Source organism: Rhizobium sp. NLR16a, assembly GCF_017948245.1.
Classification (GTDB): Bacteria; Pseudomonadota; Alphaproteobacteria; order Rhizobiales; family Rhizobiaceae; genus Rhizobium.
In genome coordinates this window covers 123,493-143,358 of the sequence record NZ_CP072867.1, presented here as the reverse complement: position 1 = coordinate 143,358, position 19,866 = coordinate 123,493, and the positions used below count along the sequence as shown (strand labels likewise).

22 protein-coding genes are annotated in these 19,866 nt (G+C 63.7%); 12 read left to right on the top strand and 10 right to left on the bottom strand.

Annotated features, from left to right (window positions below):
* Positions 1-91 precede the first annotated feature (91 nt).
* Positions 92-847, top strand: coding sequence for a histidine utilization repressor (gene hutC / locus J7U39_RS22930; RefSeq protein ID WP_168296485.1), 756 nt, complete (start codon positions 92-94; stop codon positions 845-847).
* A gap of 33 nt (positions 848-880) precedes the next feature.
* On the opposite strand, the gene hutC (J7U39_RS22925) is transcribed toward hutC (J7U39_RS22930), so the two are convergent.
* The gene (gene hutC, locus J7U39_RS22925) at positions 881-1,603 is read right to left on the bottom strand and encodes a histidine utilization repressor (protein ID WP_168296484.1); all 723 of its coding nucleotides are present in this window, start codon (positions 1,601-1,603) and stop codon (positions 881-883) included.
* A gap of 61 nt (positions 1,604-1,664) precedes the next feature.
* Positions 1,665-3,011: a formimidoylglutamate deiminase gene (locus tag J7U39_RS22920; protein ID WP_210632553.1), complete on the bottom strand. Its 1,347-nt coding sequence runs from the start codon at positions 3,009-3,011 to the stop codon at positions 1,665-1,667.
* 122 nt (positions 3,012-3,133) lie between these two features.
* On the opposite strand from J7U39_RS22920, the gene hutI reads away from it, so the two are divergent.
* From hutI to J7U39_RS22890, 6 genes are all read left to right on the top strand, one after another.
* Positions 3,134-4,396: an imidazolonepropionase gene (gene hutI, locus J7U39_RS22915; protein ID WP_210632551.1), complete on the top strand. Its 1,263-nt coding sequence runs from the start codon at positions 3,134-3,136 to the stop codon at positions 4,394-4,396.
* A complete protein-coding gene (gene hutH / locus J7U39_RS22910) occupies positions 4,393-5,928 on the top strand; it encodes a histidine ammonia-lyase (protein WP_210632549.1) in 1,536 nt (511 codons plus the stop codon). Before hutI ends, hutH begins: the two co-directional genes overlap by 4 nt.
* A 49-nt stretch (positions 5,929-5,977) precedes the next feature.
* Positions 5,978-6,781, top strand: a complete 804-nt coding sequence (gene hutG, locus J7U39_RS22905) for an N-formylglutamate deformylase (RefSeq protein WP_210632548.1) — start codon at positions 5,978-5,980, stop codon at positions 6,779-6,781.
* 24 nt (positions 6,782-6,805) lie between these two features.
* Positions 6,806-8,479 carry a urocanate hydratase gene (gene hutU / locus J7U39_RS22900; protein ID WP_210632547.1) on the top strand — a complete coding sequence of 558 codons (1,674 nt, stop codon included), beginning with the start codon at positions 6,806-6,808 and terminating at the stop codon, positions 8,477-8,479.
* Positions 8,480-8,484: 5 nt separating this feature from the next.
* Positions 8,485-9,060 (top strand): HutD family protein, encoded by a 576-nt coding sequence (locus J7U39_RS22895; RefSeq protein ID WP_210632546.1) that lies wholly within the window; start codon positions 8,485-8,487, stop codon positions 9,058-9,060.
* A gap of 175 nt (positions 9,061-9,235) precedes the next feature.
* The gene (locus J7U39_RS22890) at positions 9,236-9,865 is read left to right on the top strand and encodes a J domain-containing protein (RefSeq protein WP_011427926.1); all 630 of its coding nucleotides are present in this window, start codon (positions 9,236-9,238) and stop codon (positions 9,863-9,865) included.
* A gap of 20 nt (positions 9,866-9,885) precedes the next feature.
* On the opposite strand, the gene J7U39_RS22885 is transcribed toward J7U39_RS22890, so the two are convergent.
* From J7U39_RS22885 to J7U39_RS22870, 4 genes are all read right to left on the bottom strand, one after another.
* Entirely contained in the window at positions 9,886-10,587 is a 702-nt protein-coding gene (locus J7U39_RS22885) for a DUF899 family protein (RefSeq protein ID WP_210632544.1), read from the bottom strand.
* 243 nt (positions 10,588-10,830) lie between these two features.
* Positions 10,831-11,733 (bottom strand): NADP-dependent oxidoreductase, encoded by a 903-nt coding sequence (locus J7U39_RS22880; protein ID WP_210632542.1) that lies wholly within the window; start codon positions 11,731-11,733, stop codon positions 10,831-10,833.
* 79 nt (positions 11,734-11,812) lie between these two features.
* On the bottom strand, positions 11,813-12,211 hold the full coding sequence (locus tag J7U39_RS22875; RefSeq protein ID WP_086083302.1) for a DoxX family protein: 399 nt from the start codon (positions 12,209-12,211) through the stop codon (positions 11,813-11,815).
* Positions 12,212-12,326: 115 nt separating this feature from the next.
* Positions 12,327-13,175, bottom strand: a complete 849-nt coding sequence (locus J7U39_RS22870) for a class III extradiol ring-cleavage dioxygenase (RefSeq protein WP_210632541.1) — start codon at positions 13,173-13,175, stop codon at positions 12,327-12,329.
* A 128-nt stretch (positions 13,176-13,303) separates the two neighbouring features.
* Here J7U39_RS22870 and J7U39_RS22865 point away from each other — a divergent pair, with 128 nt between their 5' ends.
* Positions 13,304-14,203, top strand: a complete 900-nt coding sequence (locus J7U39_RS22865; protein ID WP_210632540.1) for a LysR family transcriptional regulator — start codon at positions 13,304-13,306, stop codon at positions 14,201-14,203.
* 405 nt (positions 14,204-14,608) lie between these two features.
* On the opposite strand, the gene J7U39_RS22860 is transcribed toward J7U39_RS22865, so the two are convergent.
* Complete coding sequence (locus J7U39_RS22860; protein ID WP_085780917.1) at positions 14,609-14,791, bottom strand: hypothetical protein; 183 nt, start codon at positions 14,789-14,791, stop codon at positions 14,609-14,611.
* A 70-nt stretch (positions 14,792-14,861) separates the two neighbouring features.
* On the opposite strand from J7U39_RS22860, the gene J7U39_RS22855 reads away from it, so the two are divergent.
* A complete protein-coding gene (locus J7U39_RS22855; RefSeq protein ID WP_210632539.1) occupies positions 14,862-15,503 on the top strand; it encodes an alpha/beta family hydrolase in 642 nt (213 codons plus the stop codon).
* Between the two features lie 3 nt (positions 15,504-15,506).
* Here the strand turns inward: J7U39_RS22855 and J7U39_RS22850 are convergent, their stop codons facing one another.
* The 3 genes from J7U39_RS22850 to pcaQ form a co-directional block, all read right to left on the bottom strand.
* On the bottom strand, positions 15,507-16,202 hold the full coding sequence (locus J7U39_RS22850; protein WP_210632533.1) for an RES family NAD+ phosphorylase: 696 nt from the start codon (positions 16,200-16,202) through the stop codon (positions 15,507-15,509).
* Positions 16,199-16,711 (bottom strand): MbcA/ParS/Xre antitoxin family protein, encoded by a 513-nt coding sequence (locus tag J7U39_RS22845; protein WP_210632531.1) that lies wholly within the window; start codon positions 16,709-16,711, stop codon positions 16,199-16,201. Before J7U39_RS22845 ends, J7U39_RS22850 begins: the two co-directional genes overlap by 4 nt.
* A gap of 66 nt (positions 16,712-16,777) precedes the next feature.
* Positions 16,778-17,695 (bottom strand): pca operon transcription factor PcaQ, encoded by a 918-nt coding sequence (gene pcaQ, locus J7U39_RS22840; protein ID WP_210632530.1) that lies wholly within the window; start codon positions 17,693-17,695, stop codon positions 16,778-16,780.
* Positions 17,696-17,886: 191 nt separating this feature from the next.
* Here pcaQ and pcaD point away from each other — a divergent pair, with 191 nt between their 5' ends.
* From pcaD to pcaH, 3 genes are read left to right on the top strand one after another with little or no spacing between them, the layout of a single operon-like run.
* Positions 17,887-18,708, top strand: coding sequence for a 3-oxoadipate enol-lactonase (gene pcaD / locus J7U39_RS22835; protein WP_210632529.1), 822 nt, complete (start codon positions 17,887-17,889; stop codon positions 18,706-18,708).
* Complete coding sequence (pcaC, locus tag J7U39_RS22830) at positions 18,705-19,106, top strand: 4-carboxymuconolactone decarboxylase (RefSeq protein WP_210632527.1); 402 nt, start codon at positions 18,705-18,707, stop codon at positions 19,104-19,106. Before pcaD ends, pcaC begins: the two co-directional genes overlap by 4 nt.
* Positions 19,107-19,115: 9 nt before the next feature.
* On the top strand, positions 19,116-19,865 hold the full coding sequence (pcaH, locus tag J7U39_RS22825; protein WP_210632526.1) for a protocatechuate 3,4-dioxygenase subunit beta: 750 nt from the start codon (positions 19,116-19,118) through the stop codon (positions 19,863-19,865).
* Position 19,866: the final 1 nt, after the last annotated feature.

Below are 19,866 nucleotides of genomic sequence, written 5' to 3'. Positions count from 1 at the left end.
GGTTGTATATGGTACCATATGAGATATTTTGTGATATGCAAGAGGAAAGTCGTTTATGTGGCAAATTGCATCCGTGCAAAAGGAATAGGCAATGAAGCGTTCCGGCGAAATGAAGCGCGACCTGGCGGGAAATGACAGCACGCCGCTCTACGCCGGCGTCAAGCAGGTGATCCTCGACCGCATCCACAGCGGCGAATGGCCGCCGAAATACCGCGTGCCGTCGGAAAACGAACTGGTCGTCGAACTCGGCGTCAGCAAGATGACCGCCAACCGGGCACTGCGCGAGCTTGCCAACGAAGGCGAACTCGTCCGCATCCAGGGCGTCGGCTCCTTCGTGGCCGAGCGCAAAGGTTATTCAGCGCTGTTCGAGGTGCGCAACATCGCCGAGGAGATCGCCGAACGCGGTCATATCCACGAGGCCACTGTCGTCGTTCTGGCCCGGGAAACCGCCTCTCCCGAGATTGCTGACGCCTTGGAACTGGCAATCGGCGCGGCCGTTTTCCACTCGCTGATCGTGCACAGCGAAAACGGCGTTCCCGTGCAGATCGAGGACCGGTTCGTCCATCCGGAGGCCGCTCCCGAATATCTGGAGCAGGACTTCACGACGCTGACGCCGAACGCTTATTTGACGGCCGCCGCCCCGCTCAGCGGCTCCGAGCACGTCGTCGAGGCGGCGATGCCGCAGGCCTGGGAATGCAAGCTCCTGACCATCCTGAAGAGCGAGCCCTGCCTGACGATCCGCCGGCGCACATGGTCGGCCAAACAGGTGGTCTCGACCGCCCGCCTCGTCTATCCCGGCTATCGCTACCGGCTCGAGGCGCGCAGCGGCAAGATGTTCGAAGATTAAAACAATCGTTACCTTGTATATGGAACCTGTAGTTTATTGCGACGCCGGTGTGAATCGCGCCACCAGCGCGTGACGATCGCCGGGATAGGTGAAGCGCACGTGGGTCACCGGGCCGGCGCCGCTCCAGGTGCGGCGCTCCACCACCAGGCACGCGGTGTTGCGGGCGATGTCGAGGACGGCCGCCACCTCGGCGCTGGCGGAGACGGCGTGGATCCGGTGTTCGGCGGTGCTCCACGGCACCTGGTTGAGCAGCCACGGCCCCGGCGCCACCGTCAGGAAATCGGCATCGGCCGCCTCCGGCACGGTCGCAAGGCTGATCAGCCGCTCCTCCAAACAGAAGGGCCGTGCGCCGGCATTGTGGATGCAGACGACCTCGACGACCGAGGACCCGACCGGCAGCTCCAGCCGGCGGCTGTCTTCCGCCTTGGCCTTGCGGCTCGCCTTCTTCGACACCGCATAGGAATAGGGCAGGTTCAGCGACTGCACCTCGGCCTTGATGTCGTGGATTTCGAGAACCGCCGATTGCGCCTGCGGCTGGGTGACGAAGCTGCCGGATTTCTTGCGGCGCTCGATCAGGCCGGCCTTGGCGAGCTGGGTCAGCACCTTGTTCACCGTCATCCGCGAGACGTCATACTGCGTGGCGAGATCGACCTCGAAAGGAATGCGATGCCCCGGCGGCCATTCGCCCGAGACGATACGGCCCTCGATGTCGCCCAGGATGCGCTGATGCAAGGTGGTATCCCTGCTTTGATTCATCGCCACGTTCCGATTTGGTTTTCCGATCTAGATCGAATGCGCCACCGTGAAAAGCGCTTTTTCAGGCAGCCAGCAACTCACCCATCGCAGCAAGGAATCGACGATCGATGGCGTCACGCTTGAGATGGCGACCGCCCTCCACCTGTTTGCGGCCGCGCGCCCAGACGCAATCGACGGAAATGCCGCCGGCAAACAGCCAGTGATCGAGGATCTGGTCACCCGAGAGATAGGAAACGGCCGACGTATCGAGCGAAACGAAATCGGCATGACGGCCCTCGGCGATACCCGCCGGGGCCTTCAGCGCCGCACCGCCGCCGCAAAGCGCCTGGTTGAACAGGCAAAGCGCCGTCGAACCGCCGGGCGCGGCCACGACATTGCGGGCGCGCAGCGCCAGGCGCTGCGAATATTCGAGCTGGCGCAGTTCCTCCGGCAGGGAGATCCGCACGTTGGAATCCGAGCCGATGCCGTAACGCCCGCCCTCCTCAAGGAAGAGTGGCGCGGCAAAGGCGCCGTCGCCGAGATTGGCCTCGGTGATCGGGCAGAGGCCGGCAATCGCGCCGCTTTTCGCCATCCGCCGCGTCTCGTCCTCGGTCATGTGCGTCGCATGGATCAGGCACCAGCGCGCATCCACAGGCATGTGATCGAGCAGCCATTCGACCGGCCGCGCGCCCGACCAGGCGACGCAGTCCTCGACCTCCTTCACCTGCTCGGCAACATGGATATGGATAGGGCCCTCGCCCGCCAACGGCACGACCCTGGCCAGTTCCTCCGGGGTTGCCGCCCGCAAACTGTGGGGCGCCAGTCCGAGCTCGGCGCCATCGAGCCGGCCGATCACCGCCCGGCATCCTTCCATCAGCCTCTCGAAGCTTTCGAGCGAATTGATGAAGCGCCGCTGGCCGTCGATCGGCGCCGTACCACCGAAACCGGAATGGGCATAGAAGACCGGCAGCAGGGTCAGACCGATGCCCGTCTCCAGGCTCGCCGCACCGATACGTTCGGCGAGCTCGGCAATATTGGCATAGGCCGCTCCGTCCTTATCATGATGGAGATAGTGGAACTCGCCAACCCGGGAAAAGCCTGCCTCCAGCATCTCCGCATAGAGCTTGGCTGCGACCGCCTCGACATGCTCCGGCGTCATCGCCAAAGCGAACTTGTACATGACCGTGCGCCAGCTCCAGAAGCTGTCGTTTGCAGGACCGCGCACCTCGGCAAGACCGGCCATTGCCCGCTGGAAGGCGTGGCTGTGCAGATTGCCCATGGCCGGGACGATCAGAGCATGGCGCTCATCGCCGGGCGCAGCGGCAACCCCCACCTCGACCCGGGCGATGCGCCCGGCCTCGAGCGTCAGCCGCACGTCCTTCTGCCAGCCTTGCGGCGTCAGCGCCGTGCCTGCGTGAAGTGTAGTCATGGACTTTTCTCCCCTTCTGCCGCGCCGCCGATCTTTCTTTTCCAGAAGAGCGCGCAAAATTTCGCTTGTCACCTGCTTATTATGTATATACATGTTTCAGCATAAGGAAAGGCGCAAAGCTGATGACCGGGAACAATTTTTCTGAAGAGGCCGCATCCGCCGACGTCAGGCCGGCGCTGTGGCGCAATGCGCGCCTAGCGACCCTCGCACCTGACAAAGCCGGGCTCGGCATCATCGAAAAGGGCGCCGTTCTGATCGAATACGGCCGCATCGCCTTTGCCGGCGCCGAAAGCGAGCTGCCGGCATCGGCGATCGAACGCTCGGACATCATCGATCTCGAAGGCCGCTGGGTGACACCGGGTCTCGTCGACTGCCACACCCATATCGTTCACGGCGGCAATCGCGCCCGCGAATTCGAGATGCGGCTCGAAGGCGCGACCTATGAGGAGATTGCGCGGGCCGGCGGCGGCATCGTCTCCTCCGTTCAGGCAACCAATGCCCTGTCGGTCGAGGAGCTTGTCGCCACGGCGCTGCCGCGGCTCGATACGCTGCTGGCCGAAGGCGTGACGACGATCGAGATCAAATCCGGCTATGGTCTCAACCGAACCGGCGAAGTGAAGATGCTGCAGAGCGCCCGCCTGCTCGGCCATGTCAGGCCGGTCCGCGTCGCCACCAGCTATCTCGGCGCGCATGCGACGCCTGTCGACTATAAGGGCCGCAACGGCGACTATCTCGACGATGTCGTGCTGCCCGGTCTCGACGACATGTATAATCTCGGCCTTGCCGATGCCGTCGACGGCTTCTGCGAAGGCATTGCCTTTTCGACGGCCGAGATCGCCCGCGTCTTCGACAAGGCGAAGGCGCTCGGCCTGCCGGTCAAGCTGCATGCCGAGCAGCTCTCCAATCTCGGCGGCGCCAAGCTGGCGGCCGCCTATGGCGCGCTCTCCTGCGATCACCTCGAATATCTCGACGAGGAAGGCGTTGCGGCAATGGCCGCCGCCGGCACCGTCGCCGTGCTGCTGCCCGGCGCCTTCTACGCCATTCATGAAAAGCAGAAGCCGCCGGTGGAGGCGCTGCGCCGGGCGGGCGTGCCGATCGCGATCGCCACCGATTGCAATCCGGGCACCTCGCCGCTCACCTCGATGCTGCTCACGATGAACATGTCGGCGACGCTGTTCGGCCTCACCGTCGAGGAATGCATCGCCGGCGCCACCCGCGAAGGAGCCCGCGCGCTCGGCCTCATCGGCGAGACCGGAACGCTCGAAGCCGGCAAATCCGCCGATCTCGCCGTCTGGAATATCGAGAGCCTTGCCGAGCTCGTCTACCGCATCGGCTTCAACCCGCTTCATACACGCGTCTTCAAAGGCGAAAGGAACGGTCGATGACCATTACGCTCCACCCGGGCTCCGTCTCGCTCAAGGATCTGGAAAGCATCTATTGGACCGGCGAGCCGGCAAGGCTCGATCCCGCCTTCGATGCCGGTATCGCCAAGGCCGCCGCCCGCATCGCCGAGATCGCCGCCGGCAATGCGCCGGTTTACGGCATCAATACCGGCTTCGGCAAACTCGCCTCGATCAAGATCGACAGCGCCGACGTCGCCACGCTGCAGCGCAATCTCATCCTGTCGCATTGCTGCGGCATCGGCGCGCCGCTGCCGGAAAATGTCGTCCGGCTGATCATGGCGCTGAAGCTGGTCTCACTCGGCCGCGGCGCCTCCGGTGTGCGGCTGGAACTGGTGCGGCTGATCGAAGGCATGCTTGATAGGGGCGTCATCCCGCTGATCCCGGAAAAGGGCTCGGTCGGCGCCTCTGGCGATCTTGCGCCGCTCGCCCATATGGCCGCCGTGATGATGGGCGAGGCCGAAGCCTTCTTCGCCGGCGATCGCCTTTCCGGCGCTGACGCTCTGGAAAGAGCCGGGCTGAAGCCGGTCGTGCTCGCCGCCAAGGAGGGTCTGGCGCTGATCAACGGCACCCAGGCCTCGACCGGACTGGCGCTCGCCGGCCTCTTCCGCGCCCATCGCGCCGCCCAGGCGGCCCTGATCACCGGCGCCATGTCCACCGATGCCGCCATGGGCTCTTCGGCGCCCTTCCATCCGGATATTCACACGCTGCGCGGCCATAAGGGCCAGATCGACACGGCTGCAGCCCTTCGCGCCCTGCTCGAACAATCGGTCATCCGCCAGAGCCACATCGAGGGCGACGAGCGCGTGCAGGATCCCTATTGCATCCGTTGCCAGCCGCAGGTCGACGGCGCCTGCCTCGACCTCTTGCGCTCGGTCGCCCGCACGCTGGAGATCGAGGCCAATGCGGTCACCGACAATCCGCTGGTGCTGTCGGACAATTCGGTTGTATCGGGCGGCAACTTCCACGCCGAACCGGTCGCCTTCGCCGCCGACCAGATCGCCCTCGCCGTCTGCGAGATCGGCGCGATCTCGCAGCGCCGCATCGCGCTGCTGGTCGACCCGGTGCTCTCCTACGGCCTGCCGGCCTTCCTCGCCAGGAAGCCGGGCCTGAACTCCGGCCTGATGATTGCCGAGGTCACCTCGGCGGCGCTGATGTCTGAGAACAAGCAGATGTCGCACCCCGCCTCGGTCGATTCGACGCCGACCTCGGCCAACCAGGAAGACCACGTCTCGATGGCCTGCCACGGCGCCCGCCGCCTCCTGCAGATGACTGAAAACCTGTTCGGCATTATCGGCATCGAGGCGCTGACCGCCGCCCAGGGCGTCGAACTGCGCGCGCCGCTCGCAACGAGCCCGGAGCTTTTGAAGGCGATCGCGGCAATCCGCAGGCAGGTGCCGAGCCTGGACGTCGACCGCTACATGGCAGACGACCTCGCCGCCGCCACCGAACTGGTGGCGACGGGCGCGCTGAACGCCTCGGTTTCGTCAGGCATCTTGCCGGTTTTGGAGGGCTGATCGCGATGTATCTGCACTCGGTACCCCGAGACGCCGGAGCTCTTTGCTTATGACCGAACCATATGAAATCCATCGAGGCACCTCCCCCGTCATCCTCGCCTTCCCCCATACCGGCACCGACGTGCCGCCGGCGATTTACGATCGCCTCAACGACAATGGCCGGATCCTCGCCGATACCGACTGGCACATCCATGAGCTCTATGATGGCCTGCTGTCCGACGCCACGACCGTGCGCGCCACCTTCCACCGCTATGTGATCGACGCCAACCGCGATCCCCAGGGCATCAGCCTTTATCCTGGCCAGAACACCACAGGCCTCGTCCCGGAAACCGACTTCGACGGCAAGGCGATTTGGAAGGATGGGCAGGCGCCTGACGAGGCCGATATCGCGGCGCGGCTGACGGACTTTCATGCGCCCTATCATGCCGCCCTTGCCGCCGAAATCGAGCGCGTCAGAACGATGCATGGCGTGGCGATCCTCTATGATTGCCACTCGATCCGTTCGCACATTCCCTTCCTCTTCGAAGGCAAGCTGCCGGATTTCAATATCGGCACCGATATGGGCAGGACATGCGACGGCGCCATCGAGCAGGCGACGCTGACCGGCGTCGAAGCCGCAGAAGGCTATGACAGCGTGCTTAACGGCCGCTTCAAGGGCGGCTGGACGACCCGCCATTATGGCCGGCCCGAGACCGGCGTGCATGCGATCCAGATGGAGCTCGCGCAATCGACCCATCTGCAGAGCGAGGCGCCGCCATTTGCCTACGACACTACGAAAGCGGACAGGCTTCGCGTCCATCTCAAAGACATTCTGGTGCGCATCGAGCAGATCGCGCCAGGCCTGAAACGATAACGATCACTCGACAGGGGAACCGCCATGAGCAATCCACGCCACAATATCCGCGAAATCCGTGCGCCCCGCGGCAACGAGCTCAATGCCAAGAGCTGGATGACCGAAGCGCCGCTGCGCATGCTGATGAACAATCTCGATCCCGACGTCGCCGAAAATCCGAACGAGCTCGTCGTCTACGGCGGCATCGGCCGGGCCGCCCGTACCTGGGAGGACTTCGACCGCATCGTCGCGACGCTGAAGACGCTGACGGAAGAAGAGACGCTGCTGGTGCAATCCGGCAAGCCGGTCGGCGTCTTCCGCACCCACAAGGATGCGCCGCGGGTGCTGATCGCCAATTCCAACCTCGTGCCGCATTGGGCGACCTGGGATCATTTCAACGAGCTCGATAAGAAGGGCCTTGCCATGTACGGCCAGATGACAGCCGGCTCGTGGATCTATATCGGCACGCAGGGCATCGTCCAGGGCACCTACGAGACCTTCGTCGAGGCCGGCCGCCAGCACTACGACGGCAATCTCAAGGGCAAATGGATCCTGACCGGCGGCCTCGGCGGCATGGGTGGCGCCCAGCCGCTCGCCGCCGTCATGGCCGGCGCCTGCTGCCTCGCCGTCGAATGTAACCCCGACTCGATCGATTTCCGCCTGCGCACCCGCTATCTCGACGCCAAGGCCGAGACGCTCGACGAAGCGCTCGAGATGATCAACCGCTGGACCAAGGCCGGCGAAGCCAAATCCGTCGGCCTGCTTGGCAATGCCGCCGAAATCCTGCCGGAAATGGTCCGCCGCGGTATCCGCCCCGACATCGTCACCGACCAGACCTCGGCCCACGACCCGATCAACGGCTATCTGCCGAAGGGCTGGACGATGGCTGAGTGGAAGGCCAAGCGCGAAAGCGATCCGAAGGCGGTGGAAAAGGCCGCGCGCGCTTCGATGCGCGAACATGTCGAGGCGATGATCGCTTTCTGGAACGCCGGCATCCCGACCCTCGACTACGGCAACAACATCCGCCAGGTCGCCAAGGAAGAAGGCCTGGAAAACGCCTTCGCCTTCCCCGGTTTCGTGCCGGCCTATATAAGACCGCTGTTCTGCCGCGGTATCGGCCCCTTCCGCTGGGCCGCCTTGTCCGGCGATCCGGAGGATATCTACAAGACCGATGCCAAGGTGCGGGAGCTGACCCCCGGCAATACCCACCTGCACAACTGGCTCGACATGGCCAAGGAGCGCATCGCCTTCCAGGGCCTGCCAGCGCGCATCTGCTGGGTCGGTCTCGGCGACCGCCACCGCCTGGCGCTGGCCTTCAACGAAATGGTCAAAAACGGCGAACTTTCCGCCCCGATCGTCATCGGCCGTGATCATCTCGACTCCGGTTCCGTCGCCTCGCCGAACCGCGAAACCGAGGCGATGAAGGACGGCTCCGACGCCGTCTCCGACTGGCCGCTGCTGAACGCACTGCTCAACACCGCCTCCGGCGCCACCTGGGTGTCGCTTCACCATGGCGGCGGCGTCGGCATGGGCTTCTCCCAGCATTCCGGCGTCGTCATCTGTGCCGATGGCACCGACGATGCGGCAAAGCGTCTCGAGCGTGTGCTCTGGAACGACCCGGCGACCGGCGTCATGCGCCACGCCGATGCCGGCTACGATATCGCCCTCGACTGCGCCCGGGACAAGGGTCTGCGCCTGCCCGGCATTCTCGGGAACTGAGCCTCGTGAAGATCCTGCGCGCCGGCGATTACAAACGCATGCCGTGGAAGAACGGCAAAGGAGAGACGGTGGAGATCGCCGCCTCTCCGCCTGCTGCCTCGATCGACGATTTCGATTGGCGCGTCAGCATGGCAGCGGTCGCAGAGGACGGGCCATTTTCGATTTTCCCGGGCATCGACCGGACGCTGGCGGTCCTCGACGGCAACGGCATGCTGCTCGAGATCGACGGCCGCACGCCGGCGCTGCTAACGACGGAAAGCGCCCCCCTTGCCTTCCCGGCCGATATCCCCGTCATCGCAAGGCTCGAAGACGGCGCGATCACCGACCTCAACGTCATGACGCGCCGGGGCGGTCTCACCCATAGCCTCACGCGAATCGACATCGACGGCGCCACACCCGTGCCATTGCCATCGCCGACATGCCTGTTCCTCTGCCATCGCGGCACGGTGTCATTCCGCCGGTCCGGCGAGACCGGGACGCTTGCAGCCGGCGACGCGCTGCTGATCGAGGATATGACGGCAATCGCGCTTGATATCGACGGCGAGGCCGGATGTTATCTTATCTCGATCGCCACCCACTGATTTTACGTTAATGGTTTGAGAACTCAATCGATTTCGGAACAAATCGGGGCACTCGCAGCGCCGGTCGCGATATCAGGCCATGGACGCCATTCCTGCTTTCGGTCTAAACTTTGCCCTTCTGATGCAGAAGAAGACCTAGACTGCCCGTGACATCCAGGGCGGCAAGGGAGCAGGTGTGACGGATCCATACGATATTCTCGGCGTTGAACGCGATGCGGACGAGGCGAAGCTGAAGGCTGCCTATCGGCGCCTTGCCAAAGTCGCCCATCCTGATTCGGGCGGCGATACGGAAGCCTTCGACAATCTGCAGAAGGCCTATGCGCTGCTGCTCGATCCGGTCCGCCGTAAGGTCTATGACGACACCGGCTATGACGTCGAGTTCGCCGATGCGGCCGAGCTGCAGGCGCTTGTGATGATCGAGAAGCTCGTGACCGACGCCGTGCTCGACGAGCGGGCGCCGGGAAGTTTCGATCCGGTCGCCGTCATGCAGGAAAGCCTCTCCGAGGAACTACGCAAGGCGCGGTTCAGCAAGAGCGAGCTGGAACGCCACGCCTCACGCGTGGGCCTGCATCTGGAGCGGTTGGAAAAGCAGTCCGGCCGCGATGTGCTCGCCCATATGTTCCGCGCCCGCATCGAAGCGATCTCCAAGGCGGTCGCGGAAACCGAGGCGAAGATCAAGGCGGCCGAACGGGCCGCCGACATGCTGAGCGGCTATGTCTACGATCTCGATCCATCGCTGCTGCCGGAGGCTTCGGTCACCAATCTCGAATGGATCGAGACCTCCAGAAACCGCTCCACCGGCTGACGCAGCACGCGCTAAAACCGTCAGTAGGACAGCTTCGGATACCAGTCCGGCGCCCGGCCTTCCGGCGTCGTGTCGATCAGTGTCCAGAGCGGCATCAGGTCGGGTGCGCCGCGCGGGTCCTCGCCGGGATCGGAGGTGACGTCGCCCATTTCCTGGCTCCAGAAGTGGCGGATGGTGCCGTCGCGCCGCGTGAAGACGTTGTAGGCAGGGTCATCACCGCCGCCTTTGCCGATGGCGTGGTAGTCGCGGCTGTAATCGCCGGTCGTGTCGGAATAGAGCGGCAGGTGATGCCAGCCGCGTTCCTTCTTGAAGGCAAGCAGCTTTCCGATCGGCGAGCGTGCAACGACCGCAAGGGCGGCGCGCTGCTGGATGTCGGGCACCTCGCCATCCCAGGCCGACAGCAGCGAGGTGCACATCGGGCATGGACGCTCGCGTTCAGGGCCGAACATGTAGCTGTAGACGATCAGCGTGTCCTTGCCGGCGAAGAGTTCGCTGAAGGATATCGGCCCGCCGGCGCCTTCGAAGCGATAATCCTTCTTCACCTCGCCGCCCGGCGGCAGCGCCCGGCGCTGTCTCGCCACGCGCTCGATATGGCGGCGCAATTCGATCTCCTCGGCCAGCAGCGCGTCGCGGGCGATACGATATTGCTCGCTTTCATTCGGGAAACGAACGCCATTCTTGGCCGCGAGTACGGCGGCGGGTACCAGCTGCTGATCATCCATCACGTATCCTCCTTCTGTCGTCGCGCGTCTCGGGCGCTCAAAGGATGTGCCGCGATCGCAACGGATTTCCAGCACATCGTTAGGAAGACGATCCTCAGATGCGAAAATCGACAGGACCGGCGGGAAAAATCCGCCTTTGAGGAGGAATGGAACAGAAAACCACCTAAGCGACCGAAACGACCGGCATGAAGATCGTCATGCCGGTGCTACCGTTCGCGTGATGCGGTGCCGCTTGTCTGCTTTTCAGTGTTTGAGAACGACCTTCCCGGGAGCACCTGCCGCAACCGCGTTCTGGGCAAGGCCGATCTGCTCCAGGGTGAAGGTATGGGAAATCGGGATCACCAAGTCACCGCTGGCGGCGGACGCCAGAACAGCGTCAAGCATGGCCGCGTCGGTGCGATGGTAGAGTTCGCGGATGATAACGCGGTTTCCGGCGTTGGCGCCTTCCGGCACCGGAACGATGCTCGCAACTGTGCCACCGTCGCGGACATGACCGATGAGGTTGCCGACCACGGGGCCGGCGGTGCTGATCGCATAATCGAAACTCGGGCTTGCGGCGGGAACCGTGATGTCGAGCGCTTCGCCCGCCAGCTCCTGGCCTTCGTTCAGCCGCTCGGGCCGGACGCCGGCAACCGGCCTGGCGCCGATCTGTTTGAGATATTGGATGGCGGACCGTCCGACCGTGCCGAGGCCGCCGGAAACGAGAACCCGGTCGCCGCCCTTGACGCCGAGCGCTTCGACGGTCTGCCTGCCGGTAAGACCTGCCTTGACCAGCGAGGCGCCCTGCTCGAAGCCGAGTGCGGCCGGCAGCCTTGCGATGGATGTCGAGGGAACGACACCAAATTCCGCATGCGCGCCTCTGCCGTTTGCGGCAAAATCGGCGACCACCCGGTCGCCGACCGCAAAACCGGTCACACCTTCGCCGAGTGCCGAGATGGTGCCGGCGGCGTCACCTCCGAGCACGGCCGGCAGTGGAAGCGGGATGTACTGCGCCATGAAGCCCTGGCGGAGAATGAGATCGAAGGGGTTGACGGCGGATGCCTCGATCTTGATCAGGACTTCGCCCGGTCCGGGCTTCGGCGCCGGAAGATCCGCGATTTCGAACCGATCGACATCACCATAGGATTTCAGAAGTGCCGCTTTCATTGCGCCTCCAGATTTTCTAGCGTTTCGTTTGCGCCTATGCCCGGCTGCCGGGCACAGGCGGTTCCCGGATGATGCCGTCTCAGGCCGTGGCGGGGGGACGCGCGTTGTCGAGCGTCCAGGCTCCGCCGCCGGCAAAGGCGATGTAGAGGAAGATGAAGCAGAACAGAATGGCACCTTCGCCCATGTTCAGCGCCGGCCAGAAGCCATACGGCGTGTGGCCCATGAAGTAGGCGGCAGCCATTTCGCCCGACGCGATGAATGCGGCGATGCGCGTCTGAAATCCGACGAGCATCAGAGCAGAGGTGATCACCTCGATTGCGCCTGCAACCAGCAGGAGGGCGGGCAGCGGATAGGGTACGCCTTGAATCGGACCCGGAAACTGCAGAAACTTCATTGTGGCATGTTCGAGGAAGAGTAAGGCCGCCATGATGCGCAGAAGTGCGAGAATGTATGGCGTCCATTTGCCGGTATTGATCATCGAGTTTCTCCAAAGAGGTTGATGGGAGGTCAGGCGGCGGAGGCCGCCTTCTGAGTTCCTGGTTTCTTTCCAGAGCCTTATCGACATGGCGAAGACGGCTTGAAGATTTCGCCGGTCATTGCGCATCTCCATGTGATCGGGGGGTTGAGGGGGCGCGGCCGAAACGGAAGCTCGATGCGGTGAGCCCGCCGGCAAAATCCTTCTGGTGATAGGTGGTGGCGCCGGCTTCGTTCTCGGCGGCGCCGACGACCACCATCAGCGGGATGAGGTGGTCTTCGCGCGGATGCGCCGCCCGGGCGGCCGGCGCCTGCTGCCATTCGATCAGCCGCTCGGTGCGCTTGTCGCAGGCTGCGTGAACCAGTGTTTCCTGAAGCCAGGCGTCGAAGCGGCGGGACGGCTCATATCCGCCGGTGCCGCGCATGGCCGAAAGATTGTGATAGCTGAGACCGCTGCCGATGATCAGGACGCCCTCGTCACGCAAGGGCGCCAGCGCCCGGCCGACGCTGATGTGCAGCGCCGGATCATAACCCGCATCCAGCGAAAGCTGCACGACAGGGATGTTCTCTTCCGGATAGAGCGGCTTCATGATGCTGAACGTGCCGTGATCGTAACCACGCGTCGGATCGAGCGCCGCTTCGATGCCGCTCGCCCGCAGCAGATGCTGCACGCGGTCTGCGAGATCAGGCGAACCGGGGGCATTGTAGGTGATGTGATAGAGGTGTTCGGGAAAGCCGTGATAGTCGTAGACCATGCCCGGCTTGACGCCCGACGATATGACAAAACCTTCCTCTTCCCAGTGCCCCGAGACCACGAGGATCGCCTTCGGCGCATCGCCGAGTTCAGCGCGCATGTCGACCAGCGACCGTTCGAGCACGTCGAAGTTGCGACGGAATTCTCCTGTCATGTAGGGCCAGGGACCACCGCCATGGCTGACGAAATAAGTCGGGAGTCTGGAATTTGTCACCGGAATTGTCCTTGGGCATCATTGTCGCGAGCATTGGGCAGCGCTTCGATAGGAAGATTTTGATTTTTTCTCCATTATTGATCAACGTGGCAGATATTGAAGAACCATTTCCTGGGTGTTGATGATCAGTGGATACGTTGACGAGCCTGCGGGTGTTTTGCACCGTCGCCGAACTGAAAAGCTTCACCGCTGCTGCCGATCGCCTGGGCGTTTCACCGGCAATGGCGAGCAAGCATGTGATGCAGCTCGAGAACCGGCTGGGCACGCGGCTGCTCAACCGAACCAGCCGGCACGTCAGCCTGACGGAGACAGGGCGGCTTTACTTCAACCAGACCAGGGAGATGCTCGAACGGCTGGACGAGGTGGAAGACGCCATCGGGAATGTGACGGTCGCTCCCCGCGGCATGCTGAAACTGAGTGCGCCGGTTTGGGCGGCAACCAACTATTTTACCGACATGCTGACAGCGTATAACCGGCGCTACCCCGATGTCTGCCTGGACTTGGATCTCAGCGGCCGGCTGGTCAACCTGGTTGACGAAGGTTTCGATCTGGCGCTGCGGGCAACGTCGCAGGACCGGCTCGATCCGGGCCTCGTCGCCCGCCCGCTGACGAACGTGCAGTTCCGTCTCATGGCCTCGCCGGATTACCTCGAGCGAACCGGGCGGCCCCGAAACGTCGGCGAGCTCAACGGCCACGCACTGCTTCGCTACTCCGGTGTCAATTTTGGGGAAAGCATGTCGCTGGAAGGTCCGGACGGACCACACAAGATCACCTTCCGCACGGTGATGCAGAGCGACAACGAGACAATTATGCACCTGGCGGCCCTGCGCGGCATGGGCCTCGCCTTCCTGCCGACATGGATGGCTGAGCAGGATATCGAGGCAGGCCGCCTGGAGATCGTGCTGCCGGCCATTATGCTCGGTTTCAACAGCACGCTTTACGCCGTCTATCCGAGCCGCAAATATCTCTCGGCCAAGGTCCGTACCTTCATCGATTTTCTGACGGCGAGCACGCGGGAGATGGGATAATCCTCGCTCAGCGAGAACACCGGCGCGAAAAAAATCCCACTTCGGACTCCCGAAATCCGCCCGCTTCGGGATTCCGAAATTCGACGCCTTTTCAGCCATGTGCCCGTGGAATAAAATTGAACGATTTCAACGACGCAGCCAATTTCGGGATTCCGAAGTGCTCTATAGATTATGGTGGGAGTTGCTCGCTATCGCCACCAATGCAAACCCAAGCCGTGATTCCACGCGACGTCGGAAAAGCAAAAAGGGCGCTCGACCCTTGCGGGGAGCGCCCTTATCCTGTCGGACAGCGAACAGCTCGACGACGTCGATACCGGGCGCATCCATTTTTCAGGCAGAGCCGCTATATGGACGCTTGCATTCGCCGTTTCAAGGGGTTTTTGCATCATCTTTAGCGAGCGGCCGCTAAAGGGCGGCGCCGGTCACCGGATTGACCACCGGCCGCTCGCTTTTATCGCCCTCCCCAGCCGGTTGCACGGCCGGCGGGGCCATCGATTCGGCGTCGGCGGGTTCCGGCTTGCCGGGTACGGCATTGACGTCCTTGGGACGGCGCTGCTCGGGCTTTACGTTTTCATCATTCGTCGACATTGTCTGTCTCCTTTCCAGGGAAGAAGCCCGGGCTGCCGACACGGTTCCGGCGGCGGATGGAGGATTGCCGATGCTTGAAAGGTTTTTGCTGCAGGGGCCGCAGGATGCGCGCTTCACCATCCTTCTTGCCCATGGCGCCGGCGCGCCGATGGATTCGGCTTCGATGACAGCGGCGGCCGACGCGCTTGCCGGCGTCGGCTTTCGCGTCGCCAGGTTCGAATTCGCCTATATGGCCGCCCGCCGCACTGCGGAAGGGCGCAAGCCGCCGCCGCGCGCCGAAACCCTTAACCCCGAATATGAGGCGGCGATTGCCGCGCTCGACGCTGGCGGTCCTCTCATCATCGCCGGCAGATCGATGGGCGGACGGGTTGCGAGCATGGTCGCCGACGGTCTCTATGACAGGGGAAGGATCGCCGGCCTGCTCTGCCTCGGCTATCCCTTCCATCCACCCGGCCAGCCGGACAAGCTGCGCACCAGCCATCTCTTGGGCCTGAAGACGCCCACACTGATCTGCCAGGGAACACGCGACGAGTTCGGCACGAAGGACGAAGTGCCGGGCTACGACCTCTCCGACAGGATCGAGGTCCTCTGGCTCGAGGACGGGGATCACGACCTGAAGCCGCGCAAGAAAATTTCCGGTTTCTCCGCTGCCGATCACCTCGCGACGATGGCAAAGACGGCAAAGGCATGGGCCGAGCGCCTGCCGGTTTAACGTCTACCTTGCGGCAGTCGGTCGCCGCCGGACTGCCAGCTTCCTGACATCGATGCGCCGGTCGGCGGCGAAAACGGTGATTTCGAAATGATCTGCCTGCAGCACATCGCGGATATTCCTCGGCCGGTGCGCCGCGACGTTCACCCCGCCTCTCAGCCGCACACTGTCATAGAGGATGCCGGCACCGCCGCTCGAGCGCACGTCTTCGCCGAGCACCTGCGACGCCGCATAGCTCGTGCCGTCATAGACATCCGGTCGCAGCGCCTGTTCGCCGCGAATGTCGAGATAGTCGCCGATCAGGGTGGCGGCGTAGCTGCGATAGGTGCGCGCCATCGTCGCCGCCCCGCGCGCCACAGCCTCGCGCCGGAGATGATGGCCGACTTCAGCCGCGGCTGTCTTCAGATTGTCGGCGGCATACCAGGCGCCGAGATCGGGCCCGTTGAAGCGCATGCCGCCGGGTGCGACATGGAGGAACGCCGCCATCACGATACTGGCGTTCGGACTGCCGTAGACCCACTCGTTTTCGGGAAGCCGCCGAAGGCGGTCGGCCACGAGCCGATCATTGGTCCATCCCACAAGTTCCATCACGGCTTCGAGATCCGCCGCCCTCGTCACCGTATCGAACAGACCGATCGGCGGAAATTGCGACGGGATCAGCCGATGGGACGGATGCGGCGCCTCGGCAAAACGATCGCTCACCGGAAGACGATGTCCGCGTCTTCGTAAGGCGTGAAGGCCTCGTCGAGCCTATTGGGCGGCATGTAGAGCCCGCCGCGCGCGCCGTCCAGAAACCGGCGCACGGTCATCAGCCCGTCCTGAGTTCCGCTTGTGACGATATCGAGCGGCGGATGGCCGCCGAAAACCGGCGCCTGATGCGGCGTGCGCAGCCAGGCGATACCGGCGCGTTCGTCGGCAAACAGCACGCCAAGCGCCTGATGGATGCCGAACACGGCGGAGATCCTGGTCAGTGCATCGACGTCGAGGGTAAAAGCGCCGTGCTCACGCGCCTGCTTTGCCCAGCTGTGATAGGTCGAGCGGGAGGGATAGCCGAGCACGAGCAAACGCTGCTCTTCGGTGAGCCCCCAGAGATCGGCGATCGCCAAAAAGGTTCGCAACGCCGGCGGGCTCAGCCGCCTTCGATTGGCAGGTGCAAACCGCTCCGTGTCCAGCCGCTCCGGCTCTTGCTCTCTGCGTCTTGCCTGCTGCATAGGAAACTCCTGTCTTGAACTAGATTTAGTCCAGATCTGGGCAAATAGCAAGCGTTGGAGGGGGCTTCAGGAAACCTCCCGCGCCGCCTCGCGGATTGTCTGCATCAGGATCGATTGCGGCGCCGACGGCACGGCATCGGCGCGCGTCGTCAGCCCGACCGGCCCCCTGGTTTCGCCGGTGTCGATCGGCAGCAGCGCCAGCCGTCCATCGGCGACATCGCCTGCTACCACACCGTTCGAAATGATCCAGATCGCGTCGCTTGACCTGAGGAAGGCGCGGCCGAAGGAATCCGACACCGTCTCGATCTGGTCCGGCAGGCTGGAGACGCCATTGGCGATCAGGAAATTTTCGACAACCGGCCGGATGATCGAACCGCGTGTCGGCATCAGCACCGTATAGTCGGCGAAACCTGCAAACAGCGATTGCCGGCCGTTCAGCAGCGGATGGCCGCGGCGCACGGCAAACACCACCTGTTCTGAATAAAGATGCTCGAAGGAGAAGCCCGCCATCTTTTCAGCGCCGGCGAGGCGCCCGACGACCAGGTCGAGGTCGCCGACACGAAGCTCTTCCAGCAGCGCGGCGTTCTCGCCGGTGACGATCTTCACCCGGCTCCAGGTTTTCTCCTTGAGGAAGAGTTCCATCGCCCGCGGCATGATGCGCGATGAGACCGTCGGCAGGGCGCCGATGCGGATCGGTGGCGCGTCAGCGAACTGCTCCTGCGAGACGGAATCGAGACCCTGGCGCAGCGCCGTCAGCGCCGCGCCGGCGTGCCGCAGGAAAACCTCGCCATAACGAGTGATCTTGATGCCGCGGCCGTCGCGCTCGAAGACGTCGACGCCGAGCACCTGTTCCAACTCGCGGATCGTCTTCGTCACCGCCGGTTGGCTGACATGCAGCAACTCCGCCGCCTTCATGACGCTCTTCTGCCGCGCCACCTCGACAAAGGTCTGCAGATGGCGAAACTTGACGCGGCTGTCGACCATCGATCACTTAACTCCAAGGTTATCGAAATGCCTTAAAATATCATTTTACTTAACCGGATCAACCATTCAGTCTTGACGCCAAGAGGTGTGGCGAGTTTGACGGGAAAGCCAAGCCGACACTCCGTCATCCTCGGCCTTGAGCCGAGGATGACGGAGGTGGGGTGCTCGGACTTGAACAAGGAGGACGTAACGTGCAATTCGCCCGCATAAACGACGTGACGATCCACTATCAGCTTATCGGCGCGCCCGCCGACCGACCGGTGATCGTCTTCATCAATTCGCTCGGGACGGATTTCCGCATCTGGCGCGACGTCGTCGTACGACTGGCCGGCGATCACGCCATCGTGCTTTACGATAAACGCGGCCACGGCCTTTCCGACGTCGGCCAGCTCCCCTCGTCGATCGAGGACCATGCGACCGATCTTGCCGGCCTGCTCGACCTGCTGTCAGTGAAAAATGCGGTCATCTGCGGCCTGTCGGTCGGCGGCCTCATCGCCCAGTCGCTGACGCAGCGCCGGCCGGATCTCGTCGGCGCCCTTATTCTTTGCGACACCGCCCACAAGATCGGCACGGCTGAGAGCTGGAACGCCCGCATTGCCGCCGTCAAGAAAGATGGCATCGGCAGCATCGTCGACGCCGTCATGGAGCGCTGGTTCACGCCCTCCTTCCGCCGGCCCGAGAACACCGCCTATTCCGGCTATTGCAACATGCTGACACGCCAGCCGGTCGAGGGTTACCTCGCCGCCTGCGAAGCGATCCGCGACGCAGATTTCACCGAAGCGGCCAAGTCGATTGCTGTGCCGACAATCTGCATCGTCGGCGACCAGGACGGCTCGACCCCGCCCGATCTGGTGCTCTCCACGGCGCGGCTTATCCCCGGCGCCCGCTACGAGGTGATCGCCGACTGCGCCCATATTCCCTGCGTCGAGCAGCCGGAAGCGCTGACGGCGATCATCCGCGCCTTCCTCACATCCATCCCCCCTGGCATCCCACCTGGAGACACCAACCGATGAACGAGACCGCCTCCTCCGAGCGTTACCGACAGGGCATGGCGACCCGTCGCGCCGTGCTCGGCGACGCCCATGTCGAGCGCGCCGCAGCGGCAACGACCGAGTTCGACCGTCCCTTCCAGGAGCTGATCACCGAAGCCGCCTGGGGCCATGTCTGGTCGCGCCCGGCGCTGACCAAGCGCGAGCGCTCGATCATCACCATCGCACTGCTCGCCGCACTCGGCCAGGATGACGAGGTCGCCATGCATGTGCGCGCTACTGCCAATACGGGAGCAAGCCGCGAGGATATCTGCGAGGCGCTCTTGCATGTGGCGATCTATGCCGGCGTCCCCGCCGCCAACCACGCGATCAAGATTGCCAAGCAGGCCTTTGCAGAGATGGACGCCGAGAAGGCGGCCTGAGGGAGAGAGATGTCCGAACGACCCAACCAAAAGCCGGAGACCGGCGCCTTCTTCGCCCGCGACCGCGCCTGGCATGCGCCGGCCCTGACCCCCGGCTACAAAACCTCGGTGCTGCGCGCGCCCCAACGGGCACTGCTGTCGCTCGACGGCACGATCTCCGAGACGACCGGGCCGGTCTTCGGCCATTCGCTGATCGGCGAACTCGACAACGACCTGATCCTGAACTATGCGCGGCCCGGCGAAAGCGCCATCGGCGAGCGCATCATCGTCCACGGCCGCGTGCTCGACGAACGCGCCAAGCCAGTGGCCGGCGCGCTGGTCGAATTCTGGCAGGCCAATGCCGGCGGCCGCTACCGCCACAAGAAGGAAACCTATCTGGCGGCAATCGACCCGAATTTTGGCGGCTGCGGCCGTGCCATCACCGACGAGGAAGGCCGCTACCATTTCCGCACAGTGCGGCCGGGCGCCTATCCCTGGCCGAACGGCGTCAACGACTGGCGCCCCGCCCATATCCACTTCTCGATCTTCGGCCACGGCTTCGCACAGCGCCTGATCACACAGATGTATTTCGAGGGCGATCCGATGATCTGGAAATGTCCGATCGTCGGCACGATCCCGGACAAGGCGGCGATCGAGCAGCTGATCGCGCCGCTCGACTGGGGCAATACGATTCCGATGGATTCACGCGCCTATAAATTCGACATCGTGCTGCGGGGCCGCCGCTCGACGATGTTCGAAAACAGGCTGGAGGGCAACTGAC